Source organism: Niveibacterium sp. (assembly GCF_041909475.1).
Lineage (GTDB): Bacteria > Pseudomonadota > Gammaproteobacteria > Burkholderiales > Rhodocyclaceae > Niveibacterium.
This window is the reverse complement of sequence record NZ_JAYRDJ010000005.1, coordinates 133918-152837: the sequence shown is the minus strand read 5'-3', so window position 1 is coordinate 152837 and position 18920 is coordinate 133918. Positions and strand designations below refer to the sequence as shown.

General features: G+C 63.2%; 18 protein-coding genes. 6 read left to right on the top strand and 12 right to left on the bottom strand.

Annotation, left to right across the window (positions count from 1 at the left end; genetic code table 11):
- Positions 1-472 precede the first annotated feature (472 nt).
- The 5 genes from ACE3P0_RS06245 to ACE3P0_RS06225 all read left to right on the top strand — a co-directional run bounded on the left by ACE3P0_RS06245 (position 473) and on the right by ACE3P0_RS06225 (position 5539).
- Complete coding sequence (locus tag ACE3P0_RS06245; protein WP_374400957.1) at positions 473-676, top strand: helix-turn-helix domain-containing protein; 204 nt, start codon at positions 473-475, stop codon at positions 674-676.
- Between the two features lie 393 nt (positions 677-1069).
- Positions 1070-2749 carry an ABC-F family ATP-binding cassette domain-containing protein gene (locus ACE3P0_RS06240; protein WP_374400955.1) on the top strand — a complete coding sequence of 560 codons (1680 nt, stop codon included), beginning with the start codon at positions 1070-1072 and terminating at the stop codon, positions 2747-2749.
- A gap of 216 nt (positions 2750-2965) precedes the next feature.
- A complete protein-coding gene (locus tag ACE3P0_RS06235) occupies positions 2966-3424 on the top strand; it encodes a ProQ/FINO family protein (protein ID WP_374400953.1) in 459 nt (152 codons plus the stop codon).
- 407 nt (positions 3425-3831) lie between these two features.
- Positions 3832-5085, top strand: coding sequence for a nitronate monooxygenase (locus tag ACE3P0_RS06230; protein ID WP_374400951.1), 1254 nt, complete (start codon positions 3832-3834; stop codon positions 5083-5085).
- Positions 5086-5146: 61 nt separating this feature from the next.
- Positions 5147-5539, top strand: coding sequence for a hypothetical protein (locus tag ACE3P0_RS06225; RefSeq protein WP_374400949.1), 393 nt, complete (start codon positions 5147-5149; stop codon positions 5537-5539).
- 65 nt (positions 5540-5604) lie between these two features.
- Here ACE3P0_RS06225 and ACE3P0_RS06220 read toward each other — a convergent pair whose 3' ends face one another.
- Genes ACE3P0_RS06220 through ACE3P0_RS06205 form a run of 4 tightly spaced genes read right to left on the bottom strand, consistent with a single transcriptional unit; the run spans position 5605 to position 9832 of the window.
- Positions 5605-7413: an acyl-CoA dehydrogenase gene (locus tag ACE3P0_RS06220; RefSeq protein WP_374400947.1), complete on the bottom strand. Its 1809-nt coding sequence runs from the start codon at positions 7411-7413 to the stop codon at positions 5605-5607.
- A 44-nt stretch (positions 7414-7457) separates the two neighbouring features.
- On the bottom strand, positions 7458-8120 hold the full coding sequence (locus tag ACE3P0_RS06215; RefSeq protein ID WP_374400945.1) for an energy-coupling factor ABC transporter permease: 663 nt from the start codon (positions 8118-8120) through the stop codon (positions 7458-7460).
- Between the two features lie 18 nt (positions 8121-8138).
- Positions 8139-9071 carry an electron transfer flavoprotein subunit alpha/FixB family protein gene (locus ACE3P0_RS06210; protein WP_374400943.1) on the bottom strand — a complete coding sequence of 311 codons (933 nt, stop codon included), beginning with the start codon at positions 9069-9071 and terminating at the stop codon, positions 8139-8141.
- 11 nt (positions 9072-9082) lie between these two features.
- A complete protein-coding gene (locus tag ACE3P0_RS06205) occupies positions 9083-9832 on the bottom strand; it encodes an electron transfer flavoprotein subunit beta/FixA family protein (RefSeq protein ID WP_374400941.1) in 750 nt (249 codons plus the stop codon).
- 177 nt (positions 9833-10009) lie between these two features.
- Here ACE3P0_RS06205 and ACE3P0_RS06200 point away from each other — a divergent pair, with 177 nt between their 5' ends.
- Entirely contained in the window at positions 10010-10615 is a 606-nt protein-coding gene (locus tag ACE3P0_RS06200) for a TetR/AcrR family transcriptional regulator (protein ID WP_374400939.1), read from the top strand.
- On the opposite strand, the gene ACE3P0_RS06195 is transcribed toward ACE3P0_RS06200, so the two are convergent.
- Genes ACE3P0_RS06195 through ppx form a run of 8 tightly spaced genes read right to left on the bottom strand, consistent with a single transcriptional unit; the run spans position 10602 to position 18868 of the window.
- The gene (locus ACE3P0_RS06195; protein WP_374400937.1) at positions 10602-11384 is read right to left on the bottom strand and encodes a TatD family hydrolase; all 783 of its coding nucleotides are present in this window, start codon (positions 11382-11384) and stop codon (positions 10602-10604) included. The genes ACE3P0_RS06200 and ACE3P0_RS06195 overlap by 14 nt on opposite strands.
- A gap of 7 nt (positions 11385-11391) precedes the next feature.
- The gene (locus tag ACE3P0_RS06190; RefSeq protein ID WP_374400935.1) at positions 11392-12180 is read right to left on the bottom strand and encodes an enoyl-CoA hydratase; all 789 of its coding nucleotides are present in this window, start codon (positions 12178-12180) and stop codon (positions 11392-11394) included.
- 51 nt (positions 12181-12231) lie between these two features.
- A complete protein-coding gene (locus ACE3P0_RS06185) occupies positions 12232-13881 on the bottom strand; it encodes an acyl-CoA synthetase (RefSeq protein WP_374400933.1) in 1650 nt (549 codons plus the stop codon).
- A 51-nt stretch (positions 13882-13932) separates the two neighbouring features.
- Positions 13933-14535 carry a hypothetical protein gene (locus tag ACE3P0_RS06180; RefSeq protein ID WP_374400931.1) on the bottom strand — a complete coding sequence of 201 codons (603 nt, stop codon included), beginning with the start codon at positions 14533-14535 and terminating at the stop codon, positions 13933-13935.
- A complete protein-coding gene (locus ACE3P0_RS06175; protein WP_374400929.1) occupies positions 14532-15476 on the bottom strand; it encodes an MlaD family protein in 945 nt (314 codons plus the stop codon). The genes ACE3P0_RS06180 and ACE3P0_RS06175 overlap by 4 nt, the downstream gene beginning before the upstream one ends.
- Entirely contained in the window at positions 15476-16255 is a 780-nt protein-coding gene (locus ACE3P0_RS06170; protein WP_374400927.1) for an ABC transporter ATP-binding protein, read from the bottom strand. Before ACE3P0_RS06170 ends, ACE3P0_RS06175 begins: the two co-directional genes overlap by 1 nt.
- Entirely contained in the window at positions 16252-17367 is a 1116-nt protein-coding gene (locus tag ACE3P0_RS06165; RefSeq protein ID WP_374400925.1) for an MlaE family ABC transporter permease, read from the bottom strand. The genes ACE3P0_RS06170 and ACE3P0_RS06165 overlap by 4 nt, the downstream gene beginning before the upstream one ends.
- A complete protein-coding gene (gene ppx, locus ACE3P0_RS06160) occupies positions 17360-18868 on the bottom strand; it encodes an exopolyphosphatase (RefSeq protein WP_374400923.1) in 1509 nt (502 codons plus the stop codon). The genes ACE3P0_RS06165 and ppx overlap by 8 nt, the downstream gene beginning before the upstream one ends.
- Positions 18869-18920: the final 52 nt, after the last annotated feature.

Below are 18920 nucleotides of genomic sequence, written 5' to 3'. Positions count from 1 at the left end.
TGAAAACGATCGGAATACGTTCGGAAAACCTTAAACTCAACCCCGGCTGATCGGTCCCCGATCAGCACCAGCCCCCGGCTCACTTTTCAGTCGGCACTGCGGCTCAGTCTAAAGTCGGCGCGGACAGCGCACCGTCAGCGGGTCAAGTGACGTAGCGCAGGCCGCAGCCGGGTCGCCAAGCGCAGCTGGCGGCCCGGACCGGGCGAGCAACGCCGCTTGACGCGCGCCAGGTGCGCGAACGCTCAGGGCTGCTGTTGGGGGTGGTTTCTCACCCCCAACGGCTGCCACACGGCGAGTGCGGGGCTTGGGGCGGAGCCCCAAGGTCTTCGAGTCCGGTCCTATGTAACACCCGGACTACGCGCAACGGGTTGCGCGTACTGCGGTTGAACTTCCGCCCTACTGCTGCTTGGGCTTGCTTTCCAATACTGTTTCGCTAAACTGTTTCCACAACTGTTTCGTCAGAAGAAACAATATGGCAGCGCTGATCATCGAAGGTTTTCGTACGATGTCGGTCGCAGAAGCGGCTGAGCAGTTGGGTATTTCGCCACAGGCAGTTCGTCGCCTTTTGCGGTCTGGATTGCTCCATGGTTTTCGTCTGAATCAGCGTGAGTGGCGCGTCATGAAACCGCTCACTCGGGTCGAAGGTCGTCGTGGTCCGAAGCCCGAAAAGCGTTGATTTTCGTGACGCGTCACGGAAATTCAGTTTTCTTTGCAGCTTAACGTCACCCGCAATACCCGACAAAAATAGTCGGGGATTATGCGGTTTTAGGGTATTGAATTTCGGGACGTCCTTAGCGTTGATATCCTTTTGACGTGTCTCGATGACCGAGGCGCGCTGCAACGCTTCCTCGACCGCGTCTGGGTCTGCCGCCGCGTCGACAACGCCTGCCGTTGGCATACGCATTTTCCACCGCCCGCCGCCTGACCGCTCGCCACACCGCCGCGGTGCTGGCGCTGCGGGCGGCCGAATCGGCAAGCTCATCAGCGCCCGAGCCACATCGCAACGAAAAAAGCGCGGCGCGTTAAGCGCGGACGGCTATCATGCCGGTCCTCTTCGAAGTAGTCCCTCATGATTTCCGTTCGTAATGTCACGCTGCGTCGCGGCGTCAAGGTCGTGCTCGACCGCGCATCCGTCACCTTCACCCCCGGCGAAAAAATCGGGCTTGTAGGCCGCAACGGTGCCGGAAAGTCCTCCTTCTTCGGCCTGCTGAACGGCACGCTGCACGAGGACAGTGGCGAGTTCTCGATTCCCACCGCCTGGCGCATGGCGCAGGTGGCGCAGGACATGCCGGAGACCGAGCAGAGCGCGACCGACTTCGTGATCGAAGGCGACACCGTGCTGCTGGCCGCGCAGGCCGAGGTGGCTGCCGCCGAGGCCAGCGACGACGGCATGCGCATGGCGCACGCCTACATGGACCTGCACGACGCCGGCGCGCACGACGCCGCCGCCCGCGCGCAGGCGCTAATCCTCGGTCTGGGCTTTTCCGCCGCGCAGCTCGCCGAGCCGGTGAACAGTTTCTCGGGCGGCTGGCGCATGCGGCTGCAGCTGGCGCGCGCGCTGATGTGCCCGTCTGACCTGCTGCTACTCGACGAACCGACCAACCACCTCGACCTCGATGCGCTGGTGTGGCTGGAAGCCTGGCTCAAGCGCTACCAGGGCACGATGGTGGTGATCAGCCACGACCGCGAATTCCTCGACGCGGTCACACAAGTGACGGTGCACGTCGATAACGCCAAGCTCGTGCGCTACGGCGGCAACTACAGCAAGTTCGAAGATATGCGCGCCGAGCAGATGGTGCTGCAGCAGGCCGCCATGGCCAAGCAGGCCGACAAGATCGCCCACCTGCAGAAGTTCATCGACCGCTTCAAGGCCAAGGCCAGTAAGGCCAAGCAGGCGCAGAGCCGGGTCAAGGCGCTCGAACGCATGGAGAAGATTGCGCCGGTGCTGGCCGACGCCGAGTTCAGCTTCGAGTTCAAGGAGCCGCTCAACGTCCCCAACCCGATGCTGTCGATGCTCGACGCGAGCTTCGGTTACCCGCCGCCGGACGACGCGCCCGCCGGCACACCGCCGACCGTGATCGTGCGCAACATCAACCGCTCGGTGCTCGCCGGGCAGCGCATCGGCATCCTCGGCGCCAACGGCCAGGGCAAATCCACGCTGGTGAAGACCGTGGCGCACGCGCTCGCGCCCATCGCGGGCGAGATCAGCGAAGGCAAGGGCCTGAACATCGGCTACTTCGCCCAGCAGGAGCTCGACGTGCTCGATCCTGCGGCGTCGCCGTTGCTGCACATGACCCGCCTCGCCAAGAACACCCCGGCGCACCTGCGCGGGCCGGGCCAGAGCGGCACCGAACAATCGCTGCGCACTTTCCTCGGCACCTTCAACTTCAGCGGCGACATGGTGCATCAGGCCGTCGGCACCATGAGCGGGGGCGAGAAGGCGCGGCTGGTGCTGTGCATGATCGTGTGGCAGCGCCCTAATCTGCTGCTGCTCGACGAGCCAACCAACCACCTCGACCTTGCCACGCGCGAGGCACTCGGCGTCGCACTCAACGAGTTCGAGGGCACAGTGATGCTGGTCAGCCACGACCGCGCGTTGCTGCGCGCCGTGTGCGACGAGTTCTGGCTGGTCACGCGCGGCGGTGTCGAACCGTTCGACGGCGATCTGGACGACTACCAGCAGTTCCTCTTGGACGAAGCGCGACGCATGCGCGAGCTCGCTGCCGCAGCGCTGAAGAAGAGCAGCTGACAGGCGCACGCGTGGGAGAGACCGAGGCCGCGCGCTATCCGAAGTTGGTGCTGAGCGGATCGGTCCGATTAACATCTCAGCTGGCGTACGGAGGTCACGCGTCTTGCGTGGCCTCTCATTCAATTCAGTGCGCCGCACATTTTCGGCGTAACTCCAACTACAAACCCCAATTTCATCAGGTCCGCCGCGTTGTTTAGGCGCAGACCAAGGTACCGAGTGATACTCTGCCGCAGTCTTAACGTACCTGGTTCTGGAATGACTTCTACGCTCCAAGCAATTTCACCGCGCGAGCTGCTAAAGATCCTCTCCGCGAAGTATTCCGTTTTTCGCGAATGGCAGCCGCTCGCGATCGGCATCGACAAGCAGCTCATCGCGCAGCATCCGGAGTTCGCAGCAAAGCACATCCGCACCGCGCTGTTGATTCACACTCGGGCCTTGCCTTACTTTCGCAACATGGCCAAGGCGACAGCCCGCTTTGGGCTTGACGGTGCTGAGGCTGGCGAAGTGACCGAGCAGCAGCGTGCTCATGCCACCGAGCAGATCAAGGAAATCCAGCGCAAGCGCAATGAAGCACGCCGTGCCGCTGAAGAAGCTGAAAAGGCACGCAAGGCCGAAGAGCTCCGCCAGCAGAAGCTTCAGATGCTGGTGTCAAAGTTCAAGGGCAATCCGGACTGACTGCGTCGCATCCTGTTGCCGCAGGCCAATGCGGACCGACCACGTAAACCGGTCGAACGCCAGGCGGTTCTCGCCCCGGATTCAGCATGTGCGGCGGCAATTCGGCCCGTTTCGGCGGCACACCAGCTTCCGCAGTGTACGTTTGGCGACCTCGAAACCCTGCTTCAGCAGCTTGGTGCGGGTATGTCGCTGCTCCGATAACATTGCGGCTTGGCGCTGCGCGTGACACTGCGCCCGTATGGTGCCGAAATCACTCACCGCAAAGGTCCAGGCGCACTGTTTCAGAGTGCTGTCGCGGCCGTGTCGCAGCTGATCGGTACAATCTCGTCGGTTTCCCACAGAGAGTTGCTCGATACGGGCAAAAATGCGAGTGCGATGCCGCACCTGGAATTGAATAAAGGATGGTCATGAAGTGCGTGGATGATTTTCGTCTGAAGTTTGGTCAGCGCGAGGTCGTGCCGATCATTATCGGTGGCATGGGTGTCGACATTTCGTCGGCGGAACTTGCGCTCGAGGCTGCGCGTTTGGGGGGCATCGGCCACATCTCAGACGCGATGGTCCAGACTGTTTCGGATCGCCGCTTCAAGACGAAATTCACGCGCGACAAGCTGCAGCAGTACAAGTACAACGTCGCCAACTCGGATAAATCCGATGTCCAGTTCAACCTCGCGCAGCTCGCGGAAGCCACGCGCCTGCATGTTGGATCGACGATGGAGGCCAAGCGCGGCGACGGCATGATCTTCATCAACTGCATGGAGAAGCTGACGATGAACGCGGCGCGCGACACCTTGCGCGTGCGCCTGGCGTCAGCGCTGGATGCTGGGATCGACGGCATCACGCTCTCCGCAGGGCTGCACCTCGGGTCATTTGCGTTGATCGAGGATCACCCGCGTTTCCGCGATGCCAAGCTCGGCATCATCGTGTCGTCGCTGCGCGCGCTGCAGCTTTTCCTGCGCAAGAATGCGCGCCTGAACCGGGCACCCGACTACATCGTGGTCGAAGGCCCGCTCGCAGGCGGCCATCTGGGCTTCGGCCTGACTGATTGGCAGAACTACGATCTGGCAACCATCGTTGCGGAGATCATCGCCTGGCTGCACAAGGAACAACTCGATATTCCGGTAATCCCGGCGGGCGGCATCTTCACTGGATCGGATGCAGTCGGATTCCTTGAGAACGGCGCCGCCGCGGTACAAGTGGCGACGCGCTTTACAGTAACCGATGAGTGTGGGCTGCCCGACAAGGTCCGTCAGGAGTACTTCCGCGCGAGCGAGTCGGACGTTGAGGTCAACGGCGTATCGCCAACCGGCTACCCGATGCGTATGCTGAAGAACAGCCCAGCCATCGGCGACGGCATTCGCCCGAACTGCGAAGCCTACGGCTATCTGCTGGACGGGGCCGGCTCCTGCGCCTACATCACCTCGTACAACCGTGAGGTGGCTGCCAATCCGGGCGCCCGCCAGATCAAGGTGATGGACAAGACCTGTCTGTGCACCCAGATGCACAACTTCGACTGCTGGACCTGCGGCCACTATGTGTACCGCCTGAAGGACACGACCAACCGCCTCGCCGATGGCAGTTACCAGTCCTTGTCCGCCGAGCATGTGTTCAAGGACTATCAGTTCAGCAAGGACAACAAGGTCGCCCTGCCCGCTCTGGCCTGATTCTCCGCGGGCGACTTGCGGGGCGATCGCCCCGCTGAGTAAATTTCCGCCTTGAACTTCCGTGCGCGTCGTGCCGTTATTGGATATCCGGTTCGACGTGCGCACGGAGGCGAACATGACACCTGGTGATGCGGTTCGGCATTCCTTCTGCCAGTTGCTGTACCGTTACTTCTGGCCCTTCCAGTATTTTCGCGACGTCACGCGCGGCTCCCACCTCGAACAAGCGCAGAACTATCGTTTCAATCGCGCGATGCGTCGCTATCTGCCCGGCTTTGCGGTGAAGTGGTGCTGCCTGTCGGTGCTATGGTTCGGCGCCGGCGCAGTTTGCGAAACCGCGCTGTCATTCGTCGTGCCCGCAGCGTGCTGCTACCTCACTGCGACGGGTTCGTTCATGGTCGTCGTGCAGGTTGCCGTCGCATGGGTCTGGTTATCGCATTTTCCAGAACGATTCTGAACCGGCACCTGAAACAAAAAGGGCGCCGGGATCGCCGGCGCCCTTGCTGACTACGTCGCTCCGGATCAGAACAACGCTTCGTCGAGGGCCAGCGCTCCGACTGCACCGCAGCAGACGGTATGCGACAGCCCGTTGCACTGGGGCATCACGTGGTCCGCAAAGAATCGTGCGGTGACGATCTTCGCGCCGTAGAAGGCGGCGTCGCCCTCGCCCGCAGCTAGCTTGCGCTGCGCGATCAGCGCTGCCCGCGCCATCTGCCAGCCGCCGCAAACGATGCCCATCAGCTTGAGCATCGGCACCGCCGCCACATGCGCTGCCTTGATGTCGCTGCCGAAGGTGGCGAGCACATATTCAACCGCCCGTTCGGCCGCGGCAACGCTGTCGGCCAGCGCTTTGCGGATCACGGCAACATGTTCCCCTTGCACGCCGGCTTCGGCCTCTGCCAACTGGCTATCCAGCCTGTGCATCATGCCGAGCACCGCCTTGACGGTGAGGCCGCCTTCCCGCGCCATCTTGCGGCCGATCAGGTCGTTGGCCTGGATGCCGGTCGTGCCTTCGTAGATCGCCGAGATTCGTGCGTCACGCAGATACTGCGCTGCACCGGTTTCCTCGATGTAGCCCATGCCGCCGTGCACCTGCACGCCGAGTGACGCCATCTCGATACCGGTTTCAGTGCACCACCCCTTGACGATCGGGATCATGAAATCGGCGAACGCCTGCGCCTTGGCGCGCTCGGCGGCGTCGGCGTGGCAGTGCGCGGTATCGAGCGCGGCCGCCGTCACGTAGGCGATGGCGCGCATTGCTTCCACGTGAGATCTCATCGTCATCAGCATGCGGCGGATGTCCGGATGCTTGATGATTGCGACCTTGCTGCCGCCCTTTACGCCCAGTTCGGTGCCCTGGGTCCGCTCACGGGCGTACTGCACCGCCTTCTGATAGGCGCGTTCGCTGATCGCGAGACCTTCCAGGCCGACAGAGAAACGGGCCTCGTTCATCATGATGAACATGTACTCGAGGCCGCGGTTCGCTTCGCCGACGAGGTAACCGACCGCACCACCCTTGTCGCCGTAGGACATCACGCAGGTCGGACTACCGTGGATGCCCAGCTTGTGTTCGATCGACACGCAATGCACGTCGTTGCGGGCGCCCAGCGAGCCGTCGTCGTTCACCATGAACTTCGGCACCACGAACAGCGAAATGCCTTTCACCCCTTCTGGCGCGTCCGGCAAGCGGGCGAGCACCAGGTGGATGATGTTCTCGGTCATGTCGTGTTCACCGTAGGTGATGAAGATCTTCTGACCGGAAATCAGGTAGCTGCCATCGGCTTGCGGCACGGCCTTGGAGCGCACCGCCGCGAGGTCGGAACCCGCTTGCGGCTCGGTGAGGTTCATCGTGCCGGTCCACACGCCGGCAACCATCTTTTCGAGGAACTTCGCCTTCAGCTCATCCGAGCCCCGCAGCACAAGCGCTTCAATAGCGCCTTGCGTCAGCATCGGGCCGAGCGAGAACGCGAGGTTCGCCGACTTGAACATTTCGGATACCGGCGTCGAAGCGAGCTTGGGCAGACCCTGGCCACCAAATTCAACCGGGCAGCCAATTGCGGTCCAGCCGCCCTCGGCGAACTGCTGGTAGGCATCTTTCCAGCCCGGCGCAGTGGCAACGGTGCCGGCATCCCACTTGGCACCATTACGGTCGCCTACGACGTTGAGCGGTGCAAGCACCCCTGCGGCAAACTTGCCGCCCTCTTCCATGATGGCGTCGACCAGATCCGGCGTTGCCTCTTCGCAACCCGGCATGCTGGAGAGTTCCCCCAAGCCGGCAAGCTCGTTGAGAACAAACTGCATATCGCGGATCGGTGCAGTGTACTGGCTCATAAATCACTCCCCCCAAAAGACACCGCGGCGAACTGCCGCGCAGATCACTTATTCAACAGATAGCGGCGATCATCGAAGCTCGCGACCCAGCCGGGGCAGAACACCACCAGCAGGGTTGCCGCCATGCCGCTCAGCCACGCCTCGGCGAAGCCCAGCAGCAGGAAGTACGGCAGATAGTCTTCGAGGATCGGCTGGATCTCAGCGCCCCCCAGCGCCTGGATCAGACTTGCACCCGCCCCTACAGCCACCATGCAGGCGGCAGACACCGCGCACGCGTTGGCGAAGATGAAAACAAACAGATGATTCGGTAGCCGGGACTGCAGCACGCGATCAGCCCAATGGCTCAACCACGCCGGCAACACCCCTAGCAGCACGAAATTGAACGGCCACGCGGCAAGTTCGGTCGAGGTACCCAAGGCCGCCGCAAAGCTGCCGATCGCAATCGCAAACATTGCGCGCGCGCGACCGAAGGTCAGCACCGCGACCGTCACACCGAGCAAATGCAGCCGGAAGCCAGGCGCCAGGTTGGCCTTGAGGCTCCACAGCAGCATCAACATGACCGAAGCACCAAGCAGGCGGCCAAGTACGGGCCCCTCGATCAGGACCCGCCAACCAACAAGGGGCGCTTCGTAGAGCAGAGCGGCGATGGCAAGCAGCGCGCCGCCCCACGCAAAACCGCCAGGGAGGGTGTCGAGGCTGAAGTCCACCGCCCCTCCCCGCCCTGCTTAATTGATGGCCGCCGTGAGCTGGGGTACCAGCTCGAAGAGGTCACCCACCAGACCGTAGTCCGCCACTTGGAAAATCGGCGCATCCGGGTCCTTGTTGATTGCAACGATCACCTTGGAATCCTTCATGCCCGCCAGATGCTGGATCGCGCCCGAGATACCGATGGCGAGGTAGAGCTGCGGCGCGACAACCTTGCCGGTCTGGCCGACCTGGTAGTCGTTCGGCACATAGCCGGCATCCACCGCTGCGCGAGACGCACCCATGGCCGCACCAAGCTTGTCGGCCAGCGGTTCCAGCACAGCATGGTAGTTCTCGCCGCTACCCAGGCCACGGCCACCGGAAACGATGATCTTTGCGGCGCCGAGCTCAGGCCGCGCGCTAACGGTCAGCTCGCGCCCGACAAGCTTCGCGACACCAAGGTCCGCACCCGCTGCGATGGCTTCAACCGGCGCTGAAGCGCCGGCCGCGGCCGCGTCAAACGCCGCAGTACGCACCGTGATCACCTTGGTCGCATCGCTGCTTTGCACCGTCGCCAAGGCATTACCGGCGTAAATCGGGCGTACGAAGGTGTCGGCCGATTCCACTGCGATGATGTCGGAGATCTGCGCTACATCGAGCAGTGCTGCGACGCGCGGCATGAAGTTTTTGCCGAATGTCGTAGCCGGGGCCAACACATGGCTGCGACCGGCTGCCTGTGCCACGACCAGCGCGGCGAGGTTCTCGGCGAGCTGATCCGCATAGTGCGGCGCATCGGCCAGCAGCACCTTCGTCACACCCGCGACTTGGGAAGCGGCTTGCGCAGCGGCGCCGGCATTGTGCCCGGCCACCAGCACATGAATATCGCCACCGATGGCCGCCGCCGCGGTGATCGTGTTGAGCGTGGAAGCCTTGAGCGTGGCGTTGTCGTGCTCTGCAATTACCAGGATCGTCATGCTCGGACTCCTTACAGTACCTTGGCTTCGTTCTTCAGCTTGGCGACCAGTTCCTGCACATCGGCCACCTTCACACCACTCGCGCGCTTCGGCGGCTCGACCACCTTCAGCGTTTTCAGGCGGGGCGCTGCATCGACGCCCAGATCAGCCGGCTTCAGCGTATCGAGCGGCTTCTTCTTTGCCTTCATGATGTTCGGCAGCGTGGCGTAGCGCGGCTCGTTCAAGCGCAGGTCCGTCGTCACGATTGCCGGCAGCACAATTTCAACGGTCTCCAGACCGCCGTCGATTTCCCGCATCACCACTGCGCGGCCATCGGTGATCTGCACTTTCGATGCGAAGGTGGCTTGCGGCCAGCCAAGCAGCGCGGCGAGCATCTGCCCGACCTGGTTCGCATCGTCATCGATCGCCTGTTTGCCCAGGATGACCAGCTGCGGCTGTTCGCGCTCAACAACGGCCTTGAGGAGTTTGGCAACCGCGAGGGGTTGGAGTTCGACGTCACTTTCGACGAGAATCGCGCGGTCGACACCAATCGCCATCGCCGTGCGCAGGGTTTCCTGGCTCGCGGTGGTACCGCACGACACGGCCACGGTTTCGGTTGCGATGCCACCTTCGCGCAAGCGAACGGCTTCCTCGACTGCAATCTCGTCGAACGGGTTCATCGACATCTTGACGTTGGCGAGTTCAACGCCGGTACCGTCGGACTTGACGCGGACCTTGACGTTGTAATCAACGACTCGCTTCACCGGAACAAGGATCTTCAACTCAATCTCCTTCAATCGGATGCGGGATTGGCGCCAGCGGCGCAAAGCACGTCATTATCGCGCCTCCCGGCCAGAACATTGACAGTGTCGGTCTTGGGCCGGACAATCACCCATACGTTCGCGTATGGTTAGCCATACGGTAACGTATGGACTTTCCCCCTGTCAATCGCGAAAGCAATGGAAAAGACACCCCCGAAATCGCGCGCTTCGGCCGCCACCCGCCCGCCCCTCGACCGCAAGGCGTGGATCCAAGCCGCCACCGACGCGCTCGCAGAAGAAGGCCTTGCCGGCTTGCGTGTTGAAGTGCTCGCAAAACGCTGCGGCGTAACGAAGGGCAGCTTTTATTGGCACTTCCGCGACCGTCAGGAACTGCTCGACGAGGTGCTGAACCTCTGGAAGGACGGCCGTATCCGCGACGTCAGCAAACAGGCACGCGGAGAACCGGGCAAGCCTTTGGAGCAGCTTGTACGCGTGATCGACGTTTATTCCTCGTCACGCAACCGCCGCGGTATCCAGATCGAGCTGGCTGTGCGCGACTGGGCGCGGCGTGATCCGAAGGCCGCAAAGGTGGTTGAAGAAGTCGATCAGTGGCGCCTGAAGAGCGCCAAGGATCTGTTCATCGCGTCAGGCATGGGCGCACAGGAAGCGGCGAGCCGTTCGCTGTTGCTGTACGCCTACTCGTTCGGCCTCAGCCTGATGATCTACGAGCATTTCGATGGCGATGTCGGCGCGCTGCGCGCCCAGATCGCCGACTTCATCGCGCGCGGCGCTACGCCTGCCTGAGGTAGCGCTCAAGGCCGGGCAATGCTTCACATGCGTTACGCCCGGTCTGATTGATGATCTTTTCGATCGGTTCATTGCGCAGTTCCGCCAGAACTGCGGCGTAGCGCGCCAACTCTGCAGGCAGCGAAGGCCCTTGGGGGCACCACGCCGGCGGAATGTCCGGTCCATCCGTTTCCAGCACGATAGCTTCCAGCGGCAGTGACGCAGCCAAGGCGCGGATGCGGCTGGAACCGCTGTAGGTCATCGCCCCGCCAAAGCCGAGCTTGAAGCCGAGCTTGATGAAGGTGTCGGCCTGCTGGCGGCTGCCGTTGAAGGCGTGCGCAATCCCGCCTCGAACGCGGGTTCGGCGCAGATGCTTGAGCACGTCGTCCTGCGCGCGGCGAACATGCAACAACACCGGCAAGTTGAACTCGGCGGCCAGGGCGAGCTGCCGCGCCAGAACGATTTGCTGGCGCTCTCGATCCAGCCCTTCGACGAAGTAGTCGAGCCCGATTTCACCGACGGCAATCGGCCGCCGCTCTTCGAGCTGAACGCGCAACTGATCAAAGGCACCGTCGCCAACGCGATCGATGTAGAGCGGGTGAAAGCCGTAGGCTGGTGCGACATCCGCGCACGACGCTGCGAGTTCCGCCACTGCAGCGAAATTGTGGGGTTCAACCGCCGGCATTACGAAGGCTGCGACGCCGGCGACGCGGGCCGACTGCATCACCTCGCGCCGCGTCGAAGTGTATTCCGCGGCGTCGAGGTGAATATGGGTGTCGATCAGCACCGCGCGATCAACGCCCCCGCCAAACGGGAGGCCGTTTGGCGATGAAGGCGTCGATGCCCTCGGCGGCGTCCTCGGCCATCATGTTGCAGGCCATTGTTTCGGCCGCGATCTGATAGGCCGCCTCGATGCCCATTTCGAGCTGGCGGTAGAAGAAGCGCTTGCCGACGGCGATTGCATGAGGACTCTTCGCGCAGATCGATTCCGCGATGCGCGCAATCTCGCGATCCAGCGCGTCGGCGGGCACTGCGCGGTTGATCAGCCCGGCCTGGGTTGCCGCCGCAGCATCGATGAAGTCTCCCGTAACCAGCATCTCGAAGGCGCGTTTGCGGCCAACGTTGCGTGCAAGCCCCACGGCTGGGGTACTGCAGAACAGACCGACGTTGATACCGGACACCGCAAAACGCGCGCTGTCCGCAGCAACCGCCAGATCGCACATCGACACAAGTTGGCAGCCAGCGGCGGTCGCAATGCCGTGAACCCGCGCGATGACAGGCTGCGGCAGCGCCAGCAGGCTGGTCATCAGCTTGCCGCAGCGGGAGAACAGCGCCTGCTGAAAGCCCATCGCGGGGTTGGCGCGCATCTCTTTCAGATCGTGTCCGGCGCAGAACGCCTTGCCCGCGGCGGCGAGCACGACCACGCGGATCGTCGGGTCGCCGGCAAGGGCTTTCAACGCGTCCGACAATGCGTCGATCATCGCCAACGAGAGCGCGTTGTATTGCGCCGGGCGGTTCAGCGTCAGCGTTGCAACGCCGGCGGCGTCACTGCGCAGCACATAGGGTTCGGCTTCAGCGCTCATTGAGAGGCCCCCCACATCTTGCGGCGCCACGGGTTGATGGGGTCAGTTTCATCATTCGATCGCGTCCGTAGATTTGGCCCGCTGGCGTAACAGGTACTTCTGGATCTTGCCGGTCGAGGTCTTCGGCAGCGTGCCGAAGATGATTCGCTTGGGCGCCTTGAAGCGCGCCATCCGCTCGCGACAGAACTCGATCAGCGTCGCTTCGTCCACCCGTTCGTCCTCGCGCAGTTCCACGAAGGCGCACGGCACCTCGCCCCACTTCTCGTCAGGCACCGCCACAACGGCAGCGGCCATCACCGCCGGGTGCTTGTAGAGCACATCTTCGACTTCGATCGACGAGATGTTCTCGCCGCCGGAGATGATGATGTCCTTCGAGCGATCCTTGATCTTCACGTAGCCATCAGGCTGCATCACGGCGAGGTCGCCGGTGTGGTACCAGCCGCCGTGGAAAGCCTCTTCGGTGGCGTGCGGGTTGCGCAGGTAGCCTTTCATGACGAGGTTGCCGCGGAACATGATTTCGCCCATCGTTTCGCCGTCGCGCGGCACCGGCTGCATCGTCAAGGGATCGATCACCTCGATCGCCTCCTGCGCGTGGTAGCGCACGCCCTGGCGGCCGTTGAGCCGCACCTGATCCTCCAGCGGGAGCGCAGCCCACTCGGCGTGCTTGGCGCATACCGACGCAGGCCCGTAGGTCTCGGTCAGGCCATAGACGTGAGTGATGTCGAAGCCGATCCGCGCCATACCTTCGATGACGGCAGCAGGCGGCGGCGCCGCGGCGACCAGACCGGCCACCGGGTGATCGATTCCGTCGCGCCAGCTGGCCGGCGCGTTCGCGAGCATCGAATGAACGATCGGCGCGCCGCAGTAGTGCGTAACGCCTTCGTCGCGAATCGCATCAAAGATCAGGCGTGCATCTACACGCCGCAGGCAGACATTGGTGCCGCAATTGGCTGCCATCGTCCACGCGAAACACCATCCGTTGCAATGGAACATCGGCAACGTCCAGAGGTACACCGATTGCGGCGGCATGCCCCAGGAGACAATATTCGACATGGCGTTCAGGTAGGCGCCACGGTGGTGGTACACGACCCCCTTCGGATTACCGGTCGTGCCCGAGGTGTAGTTCAGCGAAATCGCGTCCCACTCGTCGTCCGGATAGATCAGCGGCTCACTCGCCGCGCCTTCGCCGAGCAGGGTTTCGTAGTCGATGCTGCCGATCGCTTCACCGATGCCTTGATATTCGCTGTCGAGCACATCGATCACGAGCATGTCAGGGCGATTCGCGAGCTTAACGGCTTCACGCACCGTGGCGGAGTACTCGCGGTCCGTCAGCAACACCCGCGCCTCGGCGTGGTTCAGGATGAACGCGATCGCCTCGGCGTCGAGGCGGGTGTTGATGGTGTTGAGTACCGCGCCAGCACCCGGCACGCCGAAGTGGCATTCATACATCTCTGGCGTGTTGTTCAACACCACAGCCACTGTGTCGCTCTTGCCGACCCCCCTGCGCCGCAGCGCCGATGCCAGCTTGCGTGCGCGCAACTGGGTTTGTGCCCAGGTGTAGCGACGCTTGCCGTGCACCACCGCTGCGCGATCCGGATAGATCGATGCGGCGCGTTCAAGAAAGGTCAGCGGCGTGAGCGCAACGTAGTTCGCCGCGCATTGGTCGAGCCCATTGGCGTATGGGCTGCCTGGTCGTTCCATGATTTCCCCCCGGATCTGATCGCTCCTCCCCCGAGACGCGATCGTGATTGACTATCCTGCCGTGCAGCGCCTCGCATCCTGTGTTGCAAGCCAGCGAGCCGCTTGCTTGCCGACCATCTCGCTCGCGCCCCGCAGGGCTTGAGCCCCCCCGCTGGCATCGGCAGTCGGCGCAGTCTGGCGCGCTTCAAACGCAGTTTGCGCAAGCACTTCGTCGGCGCGCTCTCCGATCAGCAGGAAGCTGCCTGCCACATAGGCCGCACTGCTGCCATCGCGCGCAAAGACCTGCACGAATTCGTCCAAACGTACCGTCAGCTTGCAGCGTGACGGCTGCGTCGGGCCGCTCAACATGCGCGACACAACCCCTTCGAGCAACTGCGCCGGGGTTGCCGACCAGCGACTATCTGCATAGTTGAGACGCCGCGTCGTTTGATCCTCGGCATAGCGATACTGCATCGCGAGGCTGCCCAGCGCAGCGTTGCCCAGCACTTCAATGCGACGCAGCGGCAACGGGCTTGGTGCAATCCCCGCAGCGACCGGCAAACCGAGGTCATGAACCGTCGCGGGCCCCGTCTCGGCCGGGAGCGACGAGCACGCGGCCAGGAAGAACGCAGCAAATAGGAAGCCGAGGAAGGTACGCATGGTCTGGATCTTCATGGTCTTGCAGGTGGGCTGTAGCCGCGTTCGCCGGGGCCCGGTGTCGGATGCGGACGGCCGAACACGATGGACTGAGGATTGCGCTCCAGTGTGTTGATCAGGGCGGACAACTCGCCACTGGTACGGCGCAGGTCGTCCAGTGTCTGACCCAACTGGCCGCCACCATCGGCAATCAGCCGGGTCTGCACGTCGCTGCCAAGCGCCTCCCAGCGCGAGGTCAGGTTCTGCAGCCCGCTCAACGTGGTTCGCAAGGTTGCCATCGTCTGTGGCAACTCGCCTGTCGTACGTTCAAGGTTGCCGAGCGTGCGGTCGAGTTTGTCGGAATCGAAACGTGCCACGACGTTGTCGGCGTGCTCCACGAGCTGCGGCACCTTGGCGAGCGCCTCGTCGAGGTGCTTCGTCGTCGCCGCGATGTTGGCGAGGCTCTGCTTGAGGTTGCCGCGGTTGGTATCGTCCAGCACCAGGGTCAGGCGGTCTGCGACGTCGCGGATACGGTTGAGCGCGTTGATGGCCGCTTCCACCGTGTTCGTGTTCGAGGGATCGAGCGCGATCCGTGGCAACTCACCGGGCGCCGCTTCGAGGGGGCGGGGGTCGCTGCCATCATCTTCAAGCTGCACATAGATGAAGCCGGTAAGCCCCTGCGTGGCAAGGCGCGCGCGAGTCGCGTGCGAGAGCTGCAGGTTTGCATCGAGCCGTAGACGAATCAGGATGCGGCGCGGCGTGGATGGGTCGAGATCAATATCGGTGACACGCCCAGCGCGAATGCCACGAAAGCGGACTGCCGCCTGTTCGTTGAGGCTGCCGACGCTGCCGTCGGTATAGAGATAGACGTCGTAGGTGCGTTCGGTGCGGCCAGCAAACCACCAGAAGGCCGTCGCCGTAGCGAGCCCCAGGATGATCGTGAATACCCCCACCGCCAGCGCGTAGGCGCGGTTTTCCATCAGTAAGTACCCTTGCCGCGGCGCAAGGCATGCATGCTGCGCTCGCTGAGGAAGAAGCGTTGGATGAACGGGTGATCGACCTGCACCACCTCGTCCAGCGATCCGGTGGCGAGTATACGTCCCTCAGCGAGTACGGCCAGCCGGTTGGCCAGCGCGGCGAGCGTATCCAGATCGTGCGTGACGAAAACCACCGTCAGGTTGAGCGCCTGATGCAGGGTGCGAATCAGGGTCACGAAGGCAGCTGAGCGATCCGGGTCGAGACCGGCGGTGGGCTCGTCGAGCAGCAGCAGTTCGGGGTCCAGCGCCAAGGCACGCGCCAGCGCGATCCGCTTGATCATGCCGCCTGAGAGCTCGGCAGGCATGCGCCATGCGGCGTCGCGGTCGATCTCGACCATTCCGAGCTTGGTAAAGACGAGATCGCGAATTTCGGCTTCCGGCAGGCAGCGCATCTCGCGCAGCGGGAAGGCAATGTTGTCGAACACGTTGAGCGCCGAGAACAGTGCGCCGTGCTGGAACAGCATGCCAAAACGGCGCCGCCGCGCAGCCAGTTCGTCGCGATTGCCGTCGTGCAAGGATTCGCCGAACAGCTTGATCTCGCCTTCGGTGGGTGGCAGCAGGCCGACGATCTGCCGAAGCATTGTGGTCTTGCCGCTGCCCGATCCACCCACCAGCGCCAGCAGTTCGCCACGCTGGACGGTGAGATCGACACCGCGCAGCACCCAGTGGCGGCCGAATCGCGTGCCGATCCCGCAGAGTTCAACAGGTGGTGCGCCGTTCATCCGCGCCCCAGCCCTACGTTGCGCGTCGCGAGGGCAAATACTGCATCAAGCAGGATCACCAGCGTAATCGCTGCAACCACCGAGCGGGTGGTATTGCCCGAGAGGCTTTCGGTGTTCGGCTCCACCCTGAGGCCGAAATGGCAAGCGACGAGTGCGATGGTCACGCCGAAAGCCACCCCTTTGCAGATCGCGATCCACAGGTTGGGCAGCGGCACTGCGCGCGGCAGGTTTGCAATGAAGAACTGGAAATCCAGGCCGAGCTCGAAATAGGCCGCAATCATGCCGCCGGCCAGCGCGATGGCGCATGTCCAGGCAACCAGCAGCGGCATCGCGATACCCAACGCCACAACCTTCGGGAATACCAGACGCAAATGACGCGGCACGCCCATCGTTGCCAGCGCGTCAATTTCCTCTGTGACGCGCATCGTGCCGAGCTGGGCCGTCATCGCCGACCCGGAGCGCCCCGCCACCAACACTGCCACGAGCACCGGCCCGAGTTCGCGGATCACGCCGATGCCCAGCACATCGACGATGAACGCCTCTGCGCCGAAGCGCTTGAGTTGCAGCGCGAACAGGTAGCTGAGCACTACGCCGATGAGGAAGGCCACCAGCGCGGTCACCGGCATCGCGCGTACCCCGGCCTTGTGCAGATTCGCCGAGATTTCAAGCCACGGAATGCGCCGCGGCGTGCGCAAGACATAGAGACATTCGATGACCAGCTGACCCAGCAGCGCAACGAAGCACGCGATGTGCGAGGCGAGGGTCAGCGTCAGTACGCCGGAGGCCGTCACCCACGCAAGCGGATCGCGTTTGGGTCGTGCGGCCGGCGCTTCGGCGACGTGCTTTTGGAGGCGCTGGAACAGCGCCTGGTACTCGGGTGGAATCGTTGACTTATCGGGAATGGAGCGCCCCCACGCGCGCCACAACAGCAACGCACCATAGGTATCCAGCGCGACCACCTCATGCAGATTCCACAGCGCATCGCGCGGCACTTTTGCGATGGCCGCGCGAAGCCCCTGCGGCGCCCGCGCAAGTGTTGCGAGCGTCCAGCACCCAGCGAGCCGAACGCTTTGGTCGGTTTGGGTGAGTGTCGGTTTGGCGCGCTCAGGCATCGCGCTTCCCGCTTTGCGTTCGCCCTACCCGCAGCCGAACCGGCATGCCGCAGGCCTCCCATTGCACCCCCTCTTCCTCCAGCAGGGCTGCGGTCAGCGGGCGGTCTTGCAGGTCGGCAGCAGACGCGGACAATTGGAATCCCTTGCGTGACGCGGTGACGACGAGCTCGGGGGCCGGCACCAAATCGCGCGTGCGATGCAGGATGAAGGCCACCCGCAAACACAGCATCAGCATCCAGTCGGTCTCGGTCGGCCCGAGCGGCAGCACACGCTCCAGCTTGCCACGGTGTCCCAGCGCAAGGCAGGCAAGCCGTGCCTGATCCTTGCGCGAGAAACCCGGCATGTCGGCATTGGCGAGAATGTAGGCGCTATGCTTGTGGTAGCTAGAATGGGCGACTGAAAGACCGACTTCGTGCAGGCGGGCGGCCCAGTTCAGGAAACGGCGGTCGATGTGATCCGGATCCGCGGCCGCGGGCATGGCCTGAACGAGCAGTTTGCAGGCTGTGTCGGCAACGCGTAGCGCCTGGGCAGCATCGACCTCGTGGCGCCGCATGAAGGTTTCGACCGTGGCGTCGCGTAGGTCGTGATGGGTATAGCGCCCGATCAGATCATGCAAAACCCCCTGCCGCAGCGCGCCATCGCAGAAGGTGATCCGGTCGAGATCCAGAGCCTCGATCGCGGCAGACATGATCGCGAACCCGCCCGGCAGCACCGGCAGGCGGTCGGCCCGAACACCCGCCAGCGACAGGCGATTCACGTTGCCGGCCTTGATCAGCTCGGCACGCAGCTTCGCGATGCCGTCGCGGGTAATGCCACCCTCGGAGAAGTGATTCAGTTCGAGGATCTCCGCGATCGCCTTCGCGCTACCGCTGGAGGCGATTGCGAACTCCCAGCCCACTTCGCGATAGGTACGGGTAATCGTTTCCAGCTCTCGCATCGCGGCGATCTCCGCAGCGCGCAGGCCGGCCTTGTCAATACGGCCCTCCGGGAAGAAGCGCAGGCTGTAACTGACACAGCCCATGTAGAGCGATTCCAGAACGATGGGCTGCAAGCCACGGCCGATGATGAACTCGGTAGAACCGCCGCCGATGTCGAACACCAGTTGCTTGCGCCCCGGATCGGGCAAGGTGTGCACCACCCCAAGGTAGATCAGGCGTGCTTCTTCACGACCAGAGATCACCTCGATCGGAAAGCCCAAGGCCTTCTCGGCCTGTTCCAGAAAGCTTGTGGCGTTCTTGGCAACGCGCAGCGTATTGGTTGCGACCGCACGCACCTCCTCGGGCTGAAAGCCACGAAGGCGCTCGCCAAATTTGCGCAGAGCCGTCAGGCCGCGCGCCTGCGAGGCGATATCGAGCTGCTTGTCGGCAGACAAGCCGGCAGCGAGGCGCACTGGTTCCTTGAGGTTATCGAGCGCAAAGATCTGGTCGCCGACCACGCGGCCAACAATCAGGCGAAAGCTGTTTGAGCCCAGGTCGACTGCGGCGATAAGCTCGTGTTTCATGTTGTATGCCACCAAGGCGTGTGGAGCTGGCGGCCGATTCTAGCCCGGATGC